The 19,917-nt window shown below is 63.4% G+C and carries 13 protein-coding genes; 2 read left to right on the top strand and 11 right to left on the bottom strand.

Going from position 1 to position 19,917, the window contains the following annotated elements; translation table 11 throughout:
* Window positions 1–749: 749 nt before the first annotated feature.
* Window positions 750–2,402, bottom strand: a complete 1,653-nt coding sequence (locus GYB81_RS07780) for a BCCT family transporter (RefSeq protein ID WP_161864325.1) — start codon at window positions 2,400–2,402, stop codon at window positions 750–752.
* Window positions 2,403–2,743: 341 nt separating this feature from the next.
* Complete coding sequence (locus tag GYB81_RS07775; RefSeq protein ID WP_161864324.1) at window positions 2,744–4,411, bottom strand: BCCT family transporter; 1,668 nt, start codon at window positions 4,409–4,411, stop codon at window positions 2,744–2,746.
* Between the two features lie 282 nt (window positions 4,412–4,693).
* Here GYB81_RS07775 and cls point away from each other — a divergent pair, with 282 nt between their 5' ends.
* Together cls and GYB81_RS07765 are read left to right on the top strand one after the other, a co-directional pair.
* Window positions 4,694–6,139 carry a cardiolipin synthase gene (gene cls / locus GYB81_RS07770; RefSeq protein ID WP_161864323.1) on the top strand — a complete coding sequence of 482 codons (1,446 nt, stop codon included), beginning with the start codon at window positions 4,694–4,696 and terminating at the stop codon, window positions 6,137–6,139.
* Between the two features lie 121 nt (window positions 6,140–6,260).
* Window positions 6,261–6,992 (top strand): substrate-binding periplasmic protein, encoded by a 732-nt coding sequence (locus tag GYB81_RS07765; RefSeq protein ID WP_161864322.1) that lies wholly within the window; start codon window positions 6,261–6,263, stop codon window positions 6,990–6,992.
* Here the strand turns inward: GYB81_RS07765 and GYB81_RS07760 are convergent.
* The 9 genes from GYB81_RS07760 to cfaB form a co-directional block, all read right to left on the bottom strand.
* Window positions 6,975–8,186: a PepSY-associated TM helix domain-containing protein gene (locus GYB81_RS07760; RefSeq protein WP_161864321.1), complete on the bottom strand. Its 1,212-nt coding sequence runs from the start codon at window positions 8,184–8,186 to the stop codon at window positions 6,975–6,977. The genes GYB81_RS07765 and GYB81_RS07760 overlap by 18 nt on opposite strands.
* 43 nt (window positions 8,187–8,229) lie before the next feature.
* On the bottom strand, window positions 8,230–10,347 hold the full coding sequence (locus tag GYB81_RS07755; RefSeq protein ID WP_161864320.1) for a TonB-dependent siderophore receptor: 2,118 nt from the start codon (window positions 10,345–10,347) through the stop codon (window positions 8,230–8,232).
* 165 nt (window positions 10,348–10,512) lie between these two features.
* Window positions 10,513–11,028: a DUF3617 domain-containing protein gene (locus tag GYB81_RS07750; RefSeq protein WP_161864319.1), complete on the bottom strand. Its 516-nt coding sequence runs from the start codon at window positions 11,026–11,028 to the stop codon at window positions 10,513–10,515.
* Between the two features lie 232 nt (window positions 11,029–11,260).
* Entirely contained in the window at window positions 11,261–11,668 is a 408-nt protein-coding gene (locus tag GYB81_RS07745; RefSeq protein WP_161864318.1) for a DUF1850 domain-containing protein, read from the bottom strand.
* Window positions 11,665–13,692 carry a TRAP transporter permease gene (locus tag GYB81_RS07740; protein WP_161864317.1) on the bottom strand — a complete coding sequence of 676 codons (2,028 nt, stop codon included), beginning with the start codon at window positions 13,690–13,692 and terminating at the stop codon, window positions 11,665–11,667. Before GYB81_RS07740 ends, GYB81_RS07745 begins: the two co-directional genes overlap by 4 nt.
* A gap of 236 nt (window positions 13,693–13,928) precedes the next feature.
* Window positions 13,929–14,882, bottom strand: a complete 954-nt coding sequence (locus GYB81_RS07735) for a TAXI family TRAP transporter solute-binding subunit (protein ID WP_161864316.1) — start codon at window positions 14,880–14,882, stop codon at window positions 13,929–13,931.
* A 465-nt stretch (window positions 14,883–15,347) separates the two neighbouring features.
* Entirely contained in the window at window positions 15,348–16,688 is a 1,341-nt protein-coding gene (locus GYB81_RS07730; protein ID WP_161864315.1) for a sigma-54-dependent transcriptional regulator, read from the bottom strand.
* A gap of 250 nt (window positions 16,689–16,938) precedes the next feature.
* On the bottom strand, window positions 16,939–18,690 hold the full coding sequence (locus GYB81_RS07725; RefSeq protein ID WP_161864314.1) for a sensor histidine kinase: 1,752 nt from the start codon (window positions 18,688–18,690) through the stop codon (window positions 16,939–16,941).
* A gap of 40 nt (window positions 18,691–18,730) precedes the next feature.
* Entirely contained in the window at window positions 18,731–19,915 is a 1,185-nt protein-coding gene (cfaB, locus tag GYB81_RS07720; RefSeq protein WP_161864313.1) for a C17 cyclopropane fatty acid synthase CfaB, read from the bottom strand.
* Window positions 19,916–19,917: the final 2 nt, after the last annotated feature.

The following is a 19,917-nucleotide window of genomic DNA, read 5'->3' as shown; positions in this document are numbered from 1 at the left end:
ACGCCCCGGTCGATCCGGGGCGTTTTCGTTTGTACAGGCGCACGCCTGTCGCCAAGAGCGACTCACCGCTGAATCTGGGCAGAGCCATGATCGGCTCACAGGTCGCATACGCGCCTGTTTTCCTCATGCCCTATGAAGGCGGGTAGCTGGAACATCCCGGGATCAGAAGCCGGCCCGCCCGACTTTCAAAAGGGGCGCAAGGGCTAACAGGCTGTTTCAACAGCCTGCAAATGCCGATCAGCTAAGCGCCGACTGGCTAAGATCAGTCCCCTCGCCCTCTGGGGAGAGGGGGCGGGCCGCGTTCGGAGAGGGGTCAATGGCTGTTTCGCGGTATTTCGACCCTTTCCCCCAGCCGCTCTCCGGTAAACGGGAGAGGGGAGCTAACAGGCTGTTGAAAACTATCTGCGTTGCCACTGCTGCGTTAAAAACAGGCTCAAAATGCTCATTTACAGCTCGTAAAGTCGGACGCGACCCCGGTCGTTTTTCGCCTGTTTTTGCCTTGCATTGGCTGCCTCGCCTACGTTTTTCAACGGCCTGCTAAACGCGTACCGCCTTACCTGACTGGCATTAGAGGCTGATCGGAACCGACCCGAATCTAAATGGCGGAAATCGGCCTCTGCTGCGCCGATCAATTGCATTTGCCTCAGCCATAAACGACGAAGCCCCTATCGACTGATAGGGGCTTCGTGTTCAGGGACCGTCAGGTGCCTACAAGGGCTGAGCGCTCCTCTGGACGGCTAGCGTCAGGCTCAGCGCGGTTCGCTCATCAGCCCCTTGACGATCGCCACGCAGCCCACCAGCAGCACGATGGTGAACGGCAGACCGGTGGAAACCGCCATGGCCTGCAGCGCCACCAGACCGCCGCCGAGCAGCAGGGCTACGGCCAGCGCACCTTCCATGATCACCCAGAACACCTTCTGCGAAGCCGGCGAATTGATCTTGCCGCCCGCGGTGATGGTGTCGATGACCAGCGATCCGGAGTCCGACGAAGTGATGAAGAACAGCACGACCAGGACAATCGCGGCGAAGGAGCTGATGGCACTGATCGGCAGCTGATCGAGCATGATGAACATCTTCAGTTCCAGAGCCGCCTGCTGCAGTTCGGTCAGGCCGCCCAGAGCCTGGTGCAGCGCGGTGCCGCCAAAGGTGCTCATCCAGATTACCGACACCAGCGAAGGTACCAGCAGCACGGCAGTGAGGAATTCACGCACGGTACGACCACGGCTGACGCGAGCGATGAACATGCCCACGAACGGCGACCAGCTGATCCACCAGGCCCAGTAGAACGCAGTCCAGCCCTGGCTGAAGTTGGCGTCTTCACGCCCGACCGGGTTGGACAGGGCCGGCAGGTACTGCAGATAGGCGCCCAGATTATCCAGCACACCGGTCAGCAACAACGCGGTGGGACCGGCAAGCAGCACGAACAGCAGCAGCGCGAAGGCCAGGCCCATGTTCACTTCGGAGAGAATCTTCACGCCCTTGTCCACACCGGTCAGTACCGAGCACAGCGCGATCAGGGTGATCACGGTGATCAACAGCACCTTGGTGGTGGTATCGGCCGGCAGGCCGAACAGGGTATGCAGACCGGCGGTAGCCTGCTCGGCACCCAGGCCGAGAGAGGTGACCAGACCGAACAGGGTGGCGAATACGGCGAGGATGTCGATGATGTGGCCCGGCCAGCCCCACACACGCTCACCGAGCAGCGGGAAGAAGATCGAGCGGAAAGACAGCGGCAGCCCCTTGTTGAAGGCAAACAGCCCCAGCGCCAGCGCCACGATGGCGTAGATCGCCCAGGGGTGCAGACCCCAGTGGAAGATGGTGGTGGCCATGCTCAGGCGAGCAGCCTCGGCAGAGTTGCCTACGGCCCCGTCAAGCGGCGCCCAGTCGGTACGCACGCCATTGGCATCCACGGCCGTACCACCCAGGGCAGTGTCGTAGTGCGACATAGGCTCGGCGACGCCATAGAACATCAGGCCGATGCCCATGCCCGCAGCGAACAGCATGGCGAACCAGGAGAAGTAGGAGTAATCGGGGCGAGCCAGGGTCCCGCCCAGGCGCACCTTGCCCAGAGGCGAAACGATCAGGCCCAGGCACAGCAACACAAAGATGTTCGCCGAACCGATGAAGAACCAGGACAGGTGCACTGTCAGCCAGTCACGCACGGCCTTGAACAGCGGTTCCACCTGATCGTGCATGGCCAGCGCCAGCGCGACGAAAATGAATGCGGTTATCGCCGATACCAGGAATACCACCCCATGGATATCGAGATTGACCAGATACCGGCCACGGATGTTGTCCTGGCCAACCACATAATCGGTGTCGATAAGATTGGCTGCGCCACTGGGGGCGGGTATGCCGTCTGCAGATGAGTCGTTCTTTCGTGATACGGGGCCTTGGCTCAAGGGGCTGCTCCTTCTTGTTTTATTCGCGAGCAATGCGGCGACCGCCGCTGCTATTACGCGGAGCTGACGCTAACAGAAGGAAAATCGGGCCTGCGCTGCGGAAACGTCGCGGTTTTTCCCGTTAACGACCGCAGGGTGGAAAGGAGCGACGGGCGACAAAATAACGTCTGCCGGGGTTCTGACACAACTCGCCAGGAACCGGGCTTCACGACGGTCTGCAAAGGCTGCTGCTTGCGCTTGCGAATGTCGCTGAAGGCCCATCCGCGCGCACGCCTGCAAACAAGGCGGCAATAAAAAAGCGCGCCCGCAGGCGCGCTTCTGAGCGGGATGAAAAGCGAGCGTCAGCGCGGTTCGCTCATCAACCCCTTGACCACGGAAATGCAGCCCACCAGCAGCACGATGGTGAACGGCAGGCCGGTCGATACGGCCATCGCCTGCAACGCCACCAGGCCACCACCGAGCAGCAGGGCGATGGCGATCACGCCTTCGATACTGGCCCAGAACACGCGCTGCGGTACCGGCGCGTTGACTTTGCCGCCAGCGGTAATGGTGTCGATCACCAGGGAGCCGGAATCCGAAGAGGTGATGAAGAACACCACCACCAGCACGATGCCGATGAATGAGGTGATGGCGGTGAGCGGCATTTCCCCGAGCATGCTGAACAGCTTCAGCTCCAGGCCGGCATCTTGCGCCCCGGTGAACCCATCGACCAGCAGTTGGTTGATGGCGGTGCCACCGAAGGCGGTCATCCACAGCACCGATACCAGCGACGGCACCAGCAGTACGGCGATCAGGAACTCACGTACGCTGCGGCCACGGCTGACGCGGGCGATGAACATGCCCACGAACGGCGACCAGCTGATCCACCAGGCCCAGTAGAAGGCGGTCCAGCCCTGACTGAAGTTGGCATCCTCACGGCCGACCGGGTTGGCCAGTGCCGGCAGATACTGCAGGTAGGCGCCGAGGTTCTTGAAGAAATCGGTGAAGATCAACAGGGTCGGCCCGGCGATGATGATGAACAGCAACAGGGCCATGGCCAGGCCCATGTTGATCTCCGAGAGACGCTTGACCCCCTTGTCGAGACCGGCTACCACCGAAGCCAGCGCGATCAGGGTGATGGCCACGATCAGCAGTACCTTGGTCATGTCCGTGGCCGGAATGGCGAACAGGTACTCCAGACCCGCAGCCGCCTGCTCCGCGCCCAGCCCCAGCGACGTGACCAGGCCGAACAGGGTGGCGAACACCGCGAGAATGTCCACCACGTGACCCGGCCAACCCCACACGCGCTCACCTAGGATCGGGTAGAAGATCGAGCGGATCGACAGCGGCAGCCCCTTGTTGAAGGAGAACAGGGCCAGCGCCAGCGCGACGATGGCATAGATCGCCCAGGGGTGCAGACCCCAATGGAAGATGGTCGCTGCCATGCCAAGGCGCACGGCTTCCTCGGCATTGCCGGCGGCGCCGTCGAGCGGTGCCCAGTCGGTGCGCACGCCGTCCTCGCCGACCGTGATGCCGCCCATCGCCGCGCTGTAGTGCGACATGGGTTCGGACACCCCATAGAACATCAGGCCGATGCCCATACCGGCAGCGAACAGCATGGAGAACCAGCCCATGTAGGTGTAATCGGGCGTCGCCTCCTTGCCACCGATACGCACCTTGCCCAAGGGCGAAAGGATCAGCCCGAGACAGAGCAGGACGAAGATATTCGCGGCGCCGATGAAGAACCAGGCCATATGATGGGTGAGCCAGTCGCGCACACCGCTGAACAGCGGTTCGATCTGGTTCTGCAGAGCCAGGGCGAGGACCACGAAGATCACCGCGACCAGCGCGGAGATGGTGAAAACCTTGCCGTGAATGTCGAGGGCGAAGATGAACTGCCCTTTGATGTTGTCCTGACCGATGACGTAATCGGTATCGATCAGGTTGGCTTCACCGGTCGGTGCCGGGATGCCTTCATGAGTTTCCGCTGCGGGTGGCGGGGTCGTGTCATGCGAAGGGACGTTTCCCATACGTGGCGTGCTCCTTGATGCGTTTGACTCGCTGGACGAGCGTGAACAGGACGGTTGCCTTCCTCCAATTAAAGACGACCTACAAGCGGGTCGAGACAGGAAGGGTAACACATGAATTCCGCTCACTCAGACCCAAAGACACATGAAAGCCGCGAATGATTCCCTAACGGCTGGCATTTTGCCCGACACTGCCATTCGTACAGCCGCCGTGGCAGGATGGCGGCGAACGCTGCGCAACCCCCATGGTCAGCTGCACACGGCCCGTGCAAAGGAAGACCCTGCATGCCTGCAGATTACGGCATTCCCCACCTGTTCGGTTACCTGATCGCGACAATCCATGCTCTCGGCGTGCTGGCCTCGATACACGCCGTACTGACCGTGCGTACTGCACAGGGCGCGCTGGCCTGGGGGCTGTCGCTGTTCTTCATGCCCTACCTGACGCTGCTGCCTTATCTGGTATTCGGCCGCAGCCGTTTCGACGCCTACGTCAAGGCGCGGCGCCAGGCCGACAAGGAAATGCGCCACGCCATGGCCGAACAGGACTGGCGCCCCTGGGTGGAGGAAGCCAAGGCAGCGCATCAATCACCTGCATATGACCGCTTTCGTGCCTTGCCGCGCCTGTCGCACCTGCCCGGGCTGACCGGTAACCGCGTGGAGCTGCTGATCGACGGTGAGGCCACCTTCGACGCCATCTTCAGGGCGCTGGCCAGCGCGCAGCAGGCGATCCTTCTGCAGTTCTTCATCATCCGTGACGACGCCCTCGGCCAGCGCTTGCGCGACGTGCTGCTGGAGCGCGCCGCCGCAGGCGTGCAGGTGTACGTGCTGTATGACGGCGTCGGCAGTCATGCACTGCCACGCGCCTATATCGACAGCCTGCGCCGCGGCGGTGCGCAGGTGCACGCCTTCCCCACCCGCGCCGGGCTGTTCAATCGCTTTCAGCTGAATTTCCGCAATCACCGCAAGATCGTGGTGGTCGATGGCGAGATCGGTTTTCTCGGCGGGCTCAACGTCGGTATCGAATACCTCGGCCAGATGCCGCCGCTGGCCCCCTGGCGCGACACCCATGTGGAGGTGCGCGGACCAGTGGTGGCGAGCCTGCAGGAGGCCTTCGCCGAGGACTGGTACTGGGCCTGCCGGAAACTGCCGCCGCTGCTGATGCCGAGCAAGCAGGACGAACCCGGTCAGCTCTGCCAGGTCATCACCAGTGGCCCGGCGGACCCGCAGGAGACCTGCTCGCTGCTGTTCGTCGAAGCGATTCACGCGGCGCGCGAACGGGCCTGGCTGAGCAGCCCCTACTTCGTCCCCGACGAAGCACTGTTCGCCGCCCTGCGCCTGGCCGTGATGCGTGGCGTGGACGTCCGCCTGCTGCTGCCGGCGCGAGCCGACCACCACATCGTCTATGCCGCCTCCAGCCTGTATGCCTTCGAGGCATTGCGCGCCGGCGTACGCATCTTCCGCTACCAGCCTGGCTTCCTTCACCAGAAGGCCTTGCTGATCGACCATGACGCCTGCGTGCTGGGCAGCGCCAACCTCGACAACCGCTCCTTCCGCCTCAATTTCGAGGCCAGCCTGCTGACCTTCGACGAGACCTTCAACGCCCAGGTCGCCGCCATGCTGGAAGAGGATTTCAGCCGCTCGCGCGAACTGGTCAATGCCGACCGACGCAACCTGCATCGCCTGCAGCAACTGGGCATGCGTGTCGCCCGGTTGATCTCGCCGATTCTCTGAGACCGCGCGCGGCGCCTGGTTTCGCCTGCCCAGGGTCAGCGCGGAAAACTTTGAACGGGCCCGGAGGCACGGCTATGGTTACCGGGCCAGCCGCTGTTAGCCGTCAGCGAGACCTGCCTGCATGAAAACACGCCCTGCCCTGCTGCTCAGCCTGTGTTTGTTGGTTCTGCCCGCCCTGGCGCAGGAAGAGATTCGCGTCGGCGTCGAACTGCAGCCCTATCAGCCTTACTCGGATGTAGAGGGCGGTGAGTACCGCGGTTATGCCCGCGACCTGCTGGACGCCTTCGCTGCCGAGTACGGCTACCGCTTCGTCTACACGCCGCTGCCGGTTCGGCGCCTGCTCAGTGATTTTCTCGCTGGCCGGGTCGACCTCAAGTTCCCCGATCATCCGCAGTGGAATGCTGACCAGAAGGCCGGTCACGCGGTGCGTTACAGCCAACCGGCAGCGCCCTACGTCGACGGCATACTGGTCAAGCCGAAGCACCTCGGCCAGGGCATGCAGCGCATCGAGCTGCTCGGCACGCAGAACGGCTTCACGCCCTGGCCTTATCTGCCGGAGATTCGCGCCGGGCGTATCCGGCTGATCCAGGCCAACCAGATCGAATCACTGCTGCGCATGGCCAGTAGCGACCGCGTTGACGCGGTCTACCTCAACCCCAGGGTGGTGGCTTACCAACTGAAGCAGATGGACATGGCGGCGGAGAGTCTGGTTTTCGACCCAACGCTGCCGCACGTGGAAGACCATTACTACCTGTCCAGCATCCACCACCCGCAGCTTATCGAGGCGTTCGACCGCTTCCTCGAACAGCGGGCCGACCAGGTTGCAGCCCTTCGCCTACGCCACGGCTTGTGAACTACCGCGCTGGCGTCGTTCGGTGAACACGCGCGAGCGACGTTTTCTGGCCCAGATCACCACACCTGTGACGGACAGGCCGGCAACGGCCAAGCCGAGCAACGACACCAGGATGCGCCCCGGCAAACCGATGATGCGCCCCGAATGCAGCGGGAACTGCGCCTGCAGGAAGATATCCCCGGCGCTGCCCGTACCCGGCACGTGCGCACCGGCCAGTTCACCGCTGCGGCTGTCGACATAGATCCAGGGGTTACCCAGTCCGGCATCGCCGTGATCATCACCGGCCTCGTAGAAACCGACGCCATATACGCCGAACTCCGCCGAATGGAACAATCCGCCGGGAGGCGCGTCCCAGCCCAGCCGGCGCGCTTCGGCATTGGCAACCGCGATGGCCTGGCGGCGGTCGATCAGCGGTACGATCTGTTCATCCAGCGTAACCGGCGTGCGGCTGGCGAACGGGCTTGGCGTCAGCGGCGAGAACAGTTCGACCAGCGGCCGGGTCACCTGCCGCTCCAGGTTCATCGATACCGAGGTGACGGCGAGAATCAGCAGCAGCAACCAGATCCATACGCCACCAGAGCGATGCAGGTCGAAGTTGAGCTTGTAGCCGCCCTGGCTCCAGCGAAAGGCGAACGACTTGCGCCAGCTGCGCAGGTTGGGAAACGACAGCCACAGTGCAATCAGGCAATCGAGGCACCAGACGATGGCGACGATGCCGAAGAACAGCACGCCCAGTTCGATACCGAAGCCTTCCGGGATATGCAGGCTGTAGTGCAACTTGTAGAGAAACGGCAGCAGGTTTTCCCGGCTCAGGGAGATCGCCCCCCACTCGCGCTGTCCCTGAACATTGCCGTTCACCGGGTCGATGCCCAGTTGATTGAAGCCCAGCTCAAAAGCCTTGCCGGTGGCCGGATCGATACGCGGGTCGACGAAGATGCCCAGCGCATGGCCGGGCTCCAGCGCCAGCGGCATGAAGCTCACCTGCAGGCGTGGGTCGCGCGCTTCCAGGGCATCCACCAGCTGCAGTGGGTCCTGTGCCTGGCCTTGGGTTTGCGCATCGAACAGGTGCGGGTTGAGCCATTCGTCCAGTTCGTGATCCCAGGAAATGACAGCGCCAGTCAGGCCGGCGGTAAACAGGAACAGGGCGATGAACAGGCCGCACCAGCGGTGCAGCAATACCATAATCGGGCGCATCGGATTCTCTCGTCAGGGCCGCGCACACGGGCGGCCCTGGCTGTCAGTATTTCCAGGTCAGGGTGGCACTGACGTTACGTGGAGCGCCGTAGAAGCCCTGTTCCCAGTAAAGGCTGGAGATGTATTTTTCGTTGGTCAGGTTGTTGAGGTTGGCCGACACGCTCCAGTTCGGATCGACGTCGTAACTGGCCATCAGACCGATCAAGGCATAATCGTCCTGCTCAATGCGAGCACTGCTGCCGTCGGCGAGCGTTACTGCGCGGTAGATGTCGTCCTGCCAACTCAGGTTTGCGCCTACCTTCAACTGCGGCAACTGCGGTATGCGGTAAACAGTGGACGCCCGCAACATGTGCTTGGGCGCGTAAGTACGCCCGTGGCTGTGGTCGGCGTTCTGAATATCGACGTAGGTATAGCCTCCCATTACCTGCAGACCCGGCAACACTTCCCCAGAAATCTCCAGTTCATAGCCTTCGCTCAGGTAGTCAATACCTTCGTATATCTGCTTGCCGCTGCCAGCATCGAAGCCGATGGACTCGGCAACATTGGACTGCTTGGTTTTGAACATCGCCGCGGAAACGTTGAGCTTGCCGTCCAGTAGCTCACCCTTGATACCCAACTCGTAGTTCTCCCCCATGATCGGATCAAGTCGACGAAGGTCCCCGCCCTCCTCCTTCTGTGGATTGAAGATCTCGGTGTAGCTGGCATAGACCGAATATTGCTCGGTCAAGTCGTAGACCAGGCCGGCATAAGGTAGGAGAGCGTCGTTCTTGCGCTTACGATCCTGGCCGTAGGAAAAGCCCTCGGTCTTCAATTCAACGGAACGTGCGCCGGCAATAAACGTCAGGTCGTCCGTGAGACTGAATCGCGCGGCCGAATAGAAGCTTTTCTGCTTGTCCTCGTAGGAGCCGCCATTACTTCGGTCCCACTCGGTGGGCTTGGGAAAGTTACCGTTATAAATATCATCCGTCGGAACCGGGAGGGATGTACCCGGGATGTACAGAGACAGCTCCTCAACCTCGGACTTGTACCAGTTGGCGCCAAGCACCAGCTCGTGCTCGCGCCCGCCCAGGCTGAATGGACCACTCAGGGAAAAATCGCCGATCCACTGCCGGATATCACCCGAGTACTGAGACGGATAGCCGAACAATCCCTGCCCTGTCGCTGCATCTGGAGTACCGAAAACATAGAAAAGCTCGGAATCGCTCTTCTTCTTCACATGCGTAACGCTGCCCTTGGCCTGCCAGCCGTTGGCAAAGGTATGGGTCAGCTCGGAGAAGATTCGCTGCTCCTGGTTATCCCACCAGGACCAGTCGGCAGCGGTGCTGGTGGAGCGTGACAGTCGGGTCGGATTGCCCGCTGAATCGAACAACGGCAACGCCCCCCAGAGCGGACTGTTAGCCGCGGTTTTATCTAGGGTGTAACCCATGGAGAGCTGCGTATCGTCGCGCAGATCGGCCTCCACCACACCATAGAAAACGTGCTTTTCCCGAGAGTAACGGTCGAGGTACGAGTTCTTGTTGTCGTGAGCATAAACCGCACGGCCACGAATATTGCCGCTATCGGTCAGCGCTCCCGATACATCTGTCTCGATGCGGCGCTTGTCCCAGGAACCTGCGGTCACGTCCACGCGCGCCTGCGGCGCAGTGGTGGGGCGCTTACGTACGAAGTTGACCGTCGCCGACGGATTGCCGGTGCCGCTCATCAGACCATTGGCGCCGCGCAGCACCTCCACCCGCTCGAACGGCGCGAGATCCACGGCACCTTCCTGGCCACCAGAGGAAAACGGAACGCCGACACCATCGAACTGGAAATTGGTTATGTCGAAACCACGCGCGGTGAAGTAGGTACGATCGGTTTCGATTTCTTCGACAGTAATGCCCGGCGTGAACTTAAGTACGTCGTTGATGGCGCTGAGCTGGAAATCGTCAATCTGCGCCCGACTGACCGTAGAGATCGACTGCGGCGTCTGCCGCGGGGTCAGGTCGAGTTTCGTCGCAGCACTACTGGGCGTGGACTTGTAACTGTCGACCTCGGCCGCTGCACTGTTGCCGACCACGGTCTGGGCATCGAGCTCGATCTGCTCCTGCTCGCTGGCCACGGCATGATTGAAACTGCAGGCGGCCGCGATCGCCACGGCCAGGTGGGTTCTTCTGCTGAACAAGGGACATACTCCTGATGCGCTGTCGTTAGCCGCTGACAGTCCCTTCGCAGCTGGTCGCCTCACTGGCAGGCATTTGCAAAACGCAAATGCAAATAATTAGCGACAAATTCTCGCAGCAGAAGAAAATATCCGTCAATACGAATTATTTACATATTGAACTGCATATCACTCATTTTTTAGCACGCCACAGTCCGCCCCGACCCAGCGCGCACGGCTTTCCATGCTGCTCGGCTGACCGTTGTAGGTGCCCTTGACCTGGGTGGTGAACTCCTTGTCGCTGACGAAGTGCGTTTCCCCTTCACCCTGGGCTTGCGGGCAGGTGAAGCGGAACTTCCACACCGCCGCGCTGCGTTCGAGAATCTCGTTGCTGCAGCCTGAGTTGGGATCATGCAGCGGGATTTCCTGAGCCTTGATCTGCTCGGCCGTGAGGCACATTTGCACGCCGCCGGCGCCGAGTTTGATGCCCTGCTCGGCCATCATGCCTTCCATCATCTGCCGCTGTTCGGGTGGCAGGTTCTGCATCTGCGCGAGCATCTCCTGCATGCCGGGCATGGCGCGGCCGCCCACCTGCATGTTGTGCGAGCTGACCTCCCAGACGCCGGGCTGGATATCCAGGGCGCTGGCCAGCTCTGGCGACAGGCAGAGGGCGAGAGGTAGAACGGAACGAGAGAGGATGCGCATGATAGGTCTCCTGAGCGGATAGTGGGCCAGGCCGATGGTATCTCGGGGCACCAGGGCATCGGGCCGCCGCTCCGATAGGAGGCGCGCCCCGCGGCGATTTGGACAGTTCATAAGCGCATAAGATTCGCGCCGCGCAGACGAACAAAACCCCCACAGGCTTGCGCCGCATGGGGGTTTCCTTCTTTTGATCCGGCACTTGTGGCGCCGGGAACATGGATTCGCTCTGGCGAACCTAGCCCGCGTCAGCCGCGGCGGAGCTCAGTTCACAGCTCCAGAGTTCCAACGCCGGCTGGCTCGCTTGTGGCGGGCCGAGCCAGTCGCTCATCGGGCGACAACGCTGGTCGATACACAGTTGGTAATCCCCGGCTTCGGGCGTACGCCCGACTCGCAGGGGTTGCAAAGGCGGTAGCTGACGCTGGTAGTGCCAGCTGCCATTGCGCAGTTCGGCGCCGTCGGGAATCTCCATTCCGGCCCCGGAACCCTTGACCCGCGCCTCGCCCAGCACCAGGCCCTCGGCGGTGACGCGGTAATCCTCTTCCCAGCGGATCTTCTCGATGGTGTGGGTCCAGGCCAGGGTGAAGGCCGGCGTGGGCAACTCTGCCCACACCGCGCCGGCCAACCCCAGGCACAGGCCGATCACGCCGTCGCCGCCTCGGCGCGACGGGCGCGCCACAGGTGCTGCCCGATAAAGATGGCGCTGAGGGCAAAGCCGATTTCGTCACTGATCGGGGTAGCGAGAATCAGGCTGGCACCGGCGGCCAGACCCAGGATGCGCTCCCACCAGGTCAGCTTGGCCTGCAGGAAGCCGGTGAACACCACGCCCCAGATGCCGATGGCCAGCGCCGCCTTGAACAGCACGTAGAAGGTGGCCAGCAGGCTGTCGCCCTGCAGCATCAGCGCCGGTGCGTACACCGCCATGAAAGGCACGACGAAACCGGCGATGGCGATGCGCACCGCCCACAGGCTGATCTTCAGCCCGCGCTCCTTGGCGATCGGCGCGGCGGCGAAGCAGGCCAGCGCCACTGGCGGGGTGAGGTCGGCCATGATGCCGAAGTAGAAGACGAACATGTGCGAGACGATCAGCGGCACGCCCAGCTCCAGCAGTGCAGGCGCGGCGATCGAACTGGTGATGATGTAGTTGGGGATGGTCGGAATGCCCATGCCCAGCACCAGGCAGGTGAGCATGGTCAGCACCAGCGAGAGGAACAGGTTGTCCTGACCGATGGCAAGGATGTAGCCGGCGAAGGTGGAGGCCACCCCGGTCAGCGACACCACGCCGATGATCACCCCGACCAGGGCGCAGGCGATACCGACCGGTACGGCGTGACGCGCACCTTCGACCAGCGCGTGCAGGCACAGCGTCAGGGTTTCACGGCCACCCTTGACGAACCAGCACACCGCCACCAGCGCCGCGATGACGCCGAACACCACGCCGATGCCGAGCTGGAAGAAACCGGCGCAAAGCACGCCCAGGGCGATCCAGAAGGCGAAGCGCATGACCTTGGACGAGACCCGCAGGATGATCGCCGAGCCGAGGATGACCATGGCGGTCAGGGCCAGGCCGACGGTGCCGGAGAACAGCGGCGTGCGCCCGGAGAACAGCAGGTAGATGAGGATGAACAGCGGGATCAGCAGGAACCAGCGCTCGCGCACGGCCTTCCAGGGGTTCGGGCATTCATCTTTGGGCAGGCCGCGCAGGTTGGCGCGCTTGGCCTCCAGGTGGACCATCCAGAACACCGAGCCGAAGTACAGCAGCGCCGGGATCAGCGCGGCCTTGGCCACCTCGAAGAACGGCACGTTGATGGTCTCGGCCATGATGAAGGCCACGGCGCCCATGATCGGCGGCATGATCTGGCTGCCCATCGACGAGGTCGCCTCGACGCCGCCAGCGAAGGCCGGGCGGTAGCCGAAGCGCTTCATCAGCGGGATGGTGAACTGGCCGGTGGTGACCACGTTGGCCACGCCGGACCCGGTGATGGTGCCCATCAGCGCCGAGGACACCACCGAGACCTTGGCCGGGCCGCCGACCTTGTGGCCGAACAGGCCCATGGCGAAGTCGGTGAACAGCTTGATCATCCCGGCCTGCTCGAGGAAGGCGCCGAACAGGATGAACAGGAAGATGTAGGTGGCCGATACGTAGGTCGGCGTGCCGTACAGGCCTTCGGTGCCGAAGGCCAGCTGGTTGACGATCTGGTCGAGGCCATAGCCGCGGTGCATCAGGTCACCCGGCAGATACTGGCCGAGCATGCCGTAGGCGAGAAACAGCGCGCAGATGATCGGCAGGGCGATGCCCATGACCCGCCGCGCGGCCTCGAACACCAGCACGATCAGGGTCAGGCCGACGATCATGTCGGTGCTGGTCATGTCACCCGAACGCTGGATCAGGTCCGCCTCGAAGTACCACTGATAGATGGCCGTGGCCATGCCGGCCAGGCCCAGCAGCCAGGCCAGGGGCTGCCAGGGACGTTTGGCGCCGAAAGCCGGGATGCTGATGAACACCACCAGCAGCAGGAAGCCGACGTGCACCGCGCGCAGCACCTGGGTGGATACCGGGTGGAACGCCGCCGTGACGATCTGGAAAACGGAAAACAGCAGCGCGACGGCGAACAATGCCTTCGGCCAGTCGGATGGGCTGGCGCCCATACCCTGATTCTGCTCACTCATGGAATGCAAACCTCATGACTACTTCGATTGCGGTGACAGAGTCGCCAACAAAACCTACCGCCTGTGAGCGCCGGTTTTATTCGCGATTCTGGGGGTTCTAGCCATTGCGCTGTAGGAGCGGCTTCAGCCGCGATCTGCTCGCGGACATCGCGGCTGAAGCCGCTCCTACAGAAGCAACATCGGGGCGTCGATACAGAGCAAACAGGCCGTGGCGCAACGCCACGGCCAGCCCTGCATCAAAGCGCGCCAGCTTCCTTGTAGAAGCGCTCGGCACCCGGGTGCAGCGGGATCGGCAGGTTCTTGGTAGCGCTTTCCAGTTTGATGTCCTTGGCCGCAGAGTGAGCGGTGCCCAGACGGTCGAGGTTGTCGAACATCAGCTTGGTCATCTGGTAGGCCACTTCGTCGGAAACGCCTTCATGGCTGACCAGGATATTGGTGATGGCGACGGTGGGTACGTCGGCATCCTGGCCGTCGTAAGTGCCGGCCGGGATGGTGGCGGCCTCGTAGGCGGCGTTGTCGATCTTCGCGGTCACTTCGGCGGGGATGGCGACGAAGCTGATCTTCATGGTCGAAGCCAGGTCACGAATGGCGGCCATACCCAGGCCGGAGGACTGCAGCGTGGCGTCCAGCTGACGGTTCTTGATCAGCTCGACCGACTCGGCGTACGGCAGGAACTCGACCTTGCCCATGTCCTTGTAGCTCAGGCCGGCGGCTTCGAAGATGGCACGGGCGTTGAGCTCGGTGCCGGACTTCGGCGCACCGACGGAAATGCGCTTGCCCTTGAGGTCTTCCAGGGTCTTGATGCCGGATTCGGCGTTGGCGACGATCTGGATGTAGTTCGGATAGGTGCCGGCGATGGCGCGGAGTTTTTTCAGCGGCGCCTTGAAGCCTGCGTCTTCCACGCCGTTCCAGGCATCGGCGACCGAGTCACCGAGGGCGAAGGCCAGCTCGCCACGACCGGCCTGCAGCAGGTTGAGGTTTTCCACCGAGGCCTTGGTCGCCTGAACCGAGGTCTTGGAGCCTTCGATGCCGTTGCTGTACAGCTGCGAAAGAGCCACGCCGATCGGGTAGTACACGCCGCTGGTACCGCCGGTGAGCACGTTGATGAAGGTCGGGGCAGCGAGCACTGCGGTGCTGGCAGTGATGGCCGCGGCAGCGGCGAACAGGCTGAGTTTCTTGGTCAGTCGCATGGAAATATCTCCGTCGTTGTTATGGCTTTATGCAGAGTTTCACTCTAGACGACGCCACCGAGGCGGCATCGGCGGCGCGCGATCAGCGGCGCAGGGTGCAACGTTGGACAAGAGCCGCGGCAGGCGCGGTGGGGAGGCGGCCCATGCAAAGCAGCGAGTGCGGCATGGCGCGAGGGGCATGGCAGTTCATGGGGCTGACCTCTTGTCGTTGTTATGGTCGCCGCGTCGGCAAGCTGCCGCGCGGCTACAACCCACATAGCAGATGCCGTGCCAGGGCCTGAGAAGCCCGATATAGAGGGGTTTTATCCGGAGACCAAAGGGGCGCTGAGCAGGAAACCGCTTACACTTTAGCGGTCGTAGGCAAAAATCCGCCTACCGCAGGCCTCGCCCGTTCTACTCCCTCTCCCACTCGGGGAAGAGGGCCGAAGAACACGCAAAAACCGCTGAACCCAGGATGCAGGACGGCTACTCCGCCCCGCCCGGCAGATAATCACCGCGCGCCAGGCCGTGGCGCTGCATTTTCTCGTTGAGCGTGCGCCGCGGCAGCTCGAGCATTTCCATCACCGCGGCGATATTGCCCTGGCATTGCAGCAGGGCGTTGTGCAGACATTGCGCCTCGAAGGCCTCCATCTGCTGCGCCAGCGCCTGACCGGCGAAGCGCTCGGCGGGCGGCGGGCTGGACAGCCCAAGGGCATGGCGCTCGGCGGCGTTGATCAGCTCGCGGACGTTGCCCGGCCAGTCGTGGCCGAGCAGGCGTGCCAGTTCGCTGGGCGCCAGCGGTGGCGCCTCGCGGCCATGACGTTGCGCCGCTTCGTGGGCGAAATGTTCGAACAGCAGCGGGATGTCCTCACGCCGTTCGCGCAACGGTGGAATGTGCAGGGTAGCGACGTTCAGGCGGTACACCAGGTCCTCGCGGAAACGCCCGGCCTTGACCTCGTCGAGCAGATCCGGCTTGGCCGCACTGATCACCCGCAGGTCGACCTGGATGCTCTTGTTCGAACCCAGGCGCTCCAGGGTCTTTTCCTGCAGAACGCGCAAAAGCTTGACCTGCTGCGCCAGCGGCAGGCTCTCCACCTCGTCGAGGAACAGGGTGCCGCCGTCGGCATGCTCGATACGGCCGATGCGCCGCGCCTGGGCACCAGTGAAGGCGCCGCTCTCGTGACCGAACAGCTCGCTTTCGAAGATGGTCTCGGGAATCGCCGCACAGTTGAGCGCGGCAAAGGCCTTGCTCGCGCGCGGGCTGAAATCGTGCAGGCTGCGCGCCACGCGCTCCTTGCCGCTACCGGTCTCGCCGCGGATCAGTACGTTGACCGAGGTCCCGGCCAGTTCGAGGATCTGCCGGCGCAGGTTTTCCATCGGCCGGGAAATACCGATCAGCTGGCTTTCGATACGGCCCTTGTTCGCCACCTGCTGGCGCAGCTGGCGGTTCTCGCAGACCAGGCGGCGCTTGTCCAGGGCACGGCGCACACTGTCGAGCAGGCGCTCGGGGGTGAAGGGCTTTTCGATGAAGTCATAGGCGCCCTGACGCAGCGCCTGCACCGCCATGGGCACATCGCCGTGGCCGGTCACCAGGATCACCGGCAGATCGCTGTCGATCTGCAGCAGCTTGTCGAGCAGTTGCAGGCCATCGCTGCCGGGCATACGCACATCGCTGACGACAATGCCGGGGAAATCGCGATCGACCACCGCCAGCGCTTCGGCCGCACTGGCGCAGGTGTGCACCTGGAAACCGGACAGCTCCAGCCACTGCTGCACCGCCTCGCGAATCGCCGCTTCATCGTCGACCACTATGACCTGAGCGCTCATGGCACCTCCTCTTCAGAACGGCGGGCAGTGTAGCCCGGATGAAATCCGCTGAGACAGCCCGCAGCGTAGGATGAGAACCCGTAGCAGCGGCTTTAGCCGCGATAGCTGCGCCTGCATTTCGCCGCTGAAGCGGAATGCCGCCCAGCCGCTCCTGCAAGGGCTCGTCGTGGATGACGCTTCATCCATCCACCGTGACCGGCAACCTTGGTGGATGAAAACAGCGTCATCCAGCCTACCCGCTGACAGGCAGTCAAGGCGCTGCCGGCAACCGCAGCGTGAATACTGCACCCCGTTCACCGTTGTGCGCCTCCAGGCTGCCGCCGAGATCGCGCACGATACCGTAGGACACCGCCAGACCGAGCCCCAGACCCTGCCCCACCGGCTTGGTGGTGAAGAAGGGTTCGAACACGCGGCCGAGCGTTTCCTCGGCGATGCCGCCACCGCTGTCCTCGACGCTGAGCAGGCAGCTGTCGTCTTCACGGGCGATGCGTACCAGCAGGATTCGCGGCTCGCTATCGGCCATGGCATCGAGGGCGTTGTGCAGCAGGTTGAGCATCACCTGTTCGATGCGAATGGCATCGCCAAGCACCTCTGCCTGGTCGTCGATCTGCGTGCGCAGCTCGACCTGTTCGCTGCGCATGCGCGGCGCCAGCAGCTGCAGCGCCTGCTCCAGCACGTCGCCCAGACACAGGCGCTCGCTGAGGCCGGCGGGGGTCTTGCGGGCAAAGGTCTTGAGGTGGCCGGTCAGTGCGGCCATGCGTTGCAGCAGGCCGTCGATACGCTGCAGCCCGTCGCGCACCGCCTCGGGACGGCCACTGTCGAGCAGCAGACGCAGGCTGCCGAGCTGCATCTGCAGCGCAGTCAGCGGCTGGTTGATCTCGTGCGCCAGGGCCGCCGACATCTGCCCCAGCGCGGCCATCTTCGCTGCATGCACCAGGCCGTCCTGGGCCTCGCGCAGCTCGGCGGTACGCAGCGCCACCTCGCGCTCCAGGCGCTCGCGAATGCCCACCTGCAGACGCTGGGTCTTACGCCGCTGGGCCAGGAACAGCAGCAGAAAGGCGCACGTCATCCACACACCGGCAGCGGCCAGGCGGTAGCTGCGCACGCTGTCGGCCAGACCGGCCGGTTCGCTGAGCAGATGCAGGGTCCAGCCCTCTTCGGGCATGTACAGGCGCTGCCAGAGGTAGTCGCGATCACCGTCGGGGCCATCAACGCGCGCCCAGTCGGCGTCAGCATCGATCTGCCGGTGCAACTGATGCGTCAGCGGCTGCAAGGCCTGCTCGGCGTATCGCCGTACCTCCACCAGCTCGGCGCGCGCCTGTTCGTCCAGCGGCTGAAACGCACGGAAGCGCCAGGCCGGCTTGTTGCTGAGGATCACCACCTGATAGCTGTCGGCGACCAGCAGCACGCCGGGCTGGCCGACCCATTCTCGCTGCAGGTCTTCCAGCTCCAGTTTGACCACCAGCACGCCAAGCAGCTCGCCGTCGTCACCACGCACCACGTGCGAGAGGAAGTAGCCGGGAATACCGGTGGTCACGCCCACCGCGAAATAGCGCGCGCCACCATCGCGCAGCGCGTTCTGGAAGTAGGGACGAAAGGCATAGTTGTTGCCGACGAAGCTGCTCCAGTCACGCCAGTTGCTGGCCACCAGGGTTTCGCCCTGAGCATCGAGCAGGTACAACACGGTGGAGCCCGCCGCGGCATTGAGCCGCTCCAGACGCTGGTTCAGTGCCAGGCGCAGCTGACGATCATGCGGCGCGCGCAGCAGGCTGCGGATATCGCTGTCCAGCGCCAGCACTTCGGGCACCGAACTGAAGCGTTCGACCAGGGTGCGGATGGATTGGGCGTAGAGCTGCAGCTGTCCGCGCGCTTCGACGCTGCGCTCGTCCCAGGCACGCCGCTCGGCATAGCGACCACCCAGCCACAGGCTCAGCAGCAGACCGGCGGCAATCGCCAGCACGGTGAACAGAACGCGGTAGCGGGGGCGCAGCGACAGGGGCATGGGCGACTCGCGGGATCAGGACGAGCCGCATGTTACCCCATCAGGCGTAAAGATCAGCGCGGGTCCAGGGCAGATCATGGCCGCCATCGTCGCGCGGCTTCACCGCGAGAATCTGGTGCAGATTCATCCAGCCATGCTGAAAGCCGTAGGCGCAGCCGGCCAGGTACAGGCGCCAGATGCGCAGGGATTTTTCCGGTACCCACTGCGCCGCTTTCTGCAGCCGTCTCTCCAGCCCCTGGCTCCACAGCTGCAGCGTGCGCGCGTAGTGCAGGCGCAGGCTCTCCACATCGACGATCTCCAACCCGGCCTCGCTGATCGCCCTGGCCATGGTCGCCAGGTGCGGCAGCTCGCCCTGCGGGAACACGTAGCGGTCGATGAACTCGCCGGCACCACGACCGACCGGGCGACCGTCGGTGAAGCGCGAGGTGATGCCGTGATTCATCACCAGGCCGCCGGGCCTGACCGCAGCGAACAGCCGCTGACAATACAGCGGCAGGTTGGCGTGGCCGACGTGCTCGAACATACCGACGCTGACCACCTTGTCGAAGCGACCGTCCTGCGGCAGGTCGCGGTAGTCGAGCAGCTCCAGGGTCACGCGGCTTTCCAGGCCCTCTTCGGCCACCCGCTGCAGGCCCAGTTCCAGCTGCGCCTGGCTGAGCGTGATGCCGTACACCTCGGCCTCGAATTCACGCGCGGCGAAGCGTGCCAGGCCGCCCCAGCCGCAACCGACGTCGAGCAGCCTGTCACCCGGTTGCAGGCGCAGCTTGCGACACAGGTGACGCAGCTTGGCCTGCTGAGCCTGGTCGAGGTTCTCCTCGCCGGTTTCGAAGTAGGCACAGGAATAGACCATGTCGCGGTCCAGCCATAGGCGATAGAACTCGTTGGACAGGTCGTAGTGATAGCTGATGGCCTCGGCATCGCTGCGCTTGTCGTGCGCGGCGTAAGGCTCGACCGGTGCGGATTCGTCACCGAGCAGTGCACTGCTCAGCGCATCGCCCACTTCGATGGCCTCCTCGATGGGGCCTTCCAGATCGACCCGGCCTTCGACATAGGCAGCGCCCAGCGCATCCAGACTGGGGTGGGCCAGCTGGGTGACCAGGCTGGGGTCCTTGACCACCAGCGTCACCCGCGGCTTCGGCCCCAGATCGATCTGCTTGCCGTCCCACAGTTTAAGGCGCAGCGGTAGTCGTAGATCACGAAGTGCGGTGGGCAGTTGCGCGAGCATGG

Origin of the sequence: Pseudomonas yangonensis (assembly GCF_009932725.1) — a bacterium.
Lineage (GTDB): Bacteria > Pseudomonadota > Gammaproteobacteria > Pseudomonadales > Pseudomonadaceae > Aquipseudomonas > Aquipseudomonas yangonensis.
This window is presented reverse-complemented; position numbering and strand designations above follow the sequence as displayed.

Excerpts from the sequence above, each read along its gene's own strand:
- GYB81_RS07775 (WP_161864324.1), bottom strand. The coding sequence starts at position 4,411 with ATGGGAAACGTCCCTTCGCATGACACGACCCCGCCACCCGCAGCGGAA.
- cls (WP_161864323.1), top strand. The coding sequence starts at position 4,694 with ATGCCTGCAGATTACGGCATTCCCCACCTGTTCGGTTACCTGATCGCG.
- GYB81_RS07765 (WP_161864322.1), top strand. The coding sequence starts at position 6,261 with ATGAAAACACGCCCTGCCCTGCTGCTCAGCCTGTGTTTGTTGGTTCTG.
- GYB81_RS07760 (WP_161864321.1), bottom strand. The coding sequence starts at position 8,186 with ATGCGCCCGATTATGGTATTGCTGCACCGCTGGTGCGGCCTGTTCATC.
- GYB81_RS07750 (WP_161864319.1), bottom strand. The coding sequence starts at position 11,028 with ATGCGCATCCTCTCTCGTTCCGTTCTACCTCTCGCCCTCTGCCTGTCG.
- GYB81_RS07740 (WP_161864317.1), bottom strand. The coding sequence starts at position 13,692 with ATGAGTGAGCAGAATCAGGGTATGGGCGCCAGCCCATCCGACTGGCCG.
- GYB81_RS07735 (WP_161864316.1), bottom strand. The coding sequence starts at position 14,882 with ATGCGACTGACCAAGAAACTCAGCCTGTTCGCCGCTGCCGCGGCCATC.
- GYB81_RS07730 (WP_161864315.1), bottom strand. The coding sequence starts at position 16,688 with ATGAGCGCTCAGGTCATAGTGGTCGACGATGAAGCGGCGATTCGCGAG.
- GYB81_RS07725 (WP_161864314.1), bottom strand. The coding sequence starts at position 18,690 with ATGCCCCTGTCGCTGCGCCCCCGCTACCGCGTTCTGTTCACCGTGCTG.
- cfaB (WP_161864313.1), bottom strand. The coding sequence starts at position 19,915 with ATGCTCGCGCAACTGCCCACCGCACTTCGTGATCTACGACTACCGCTG.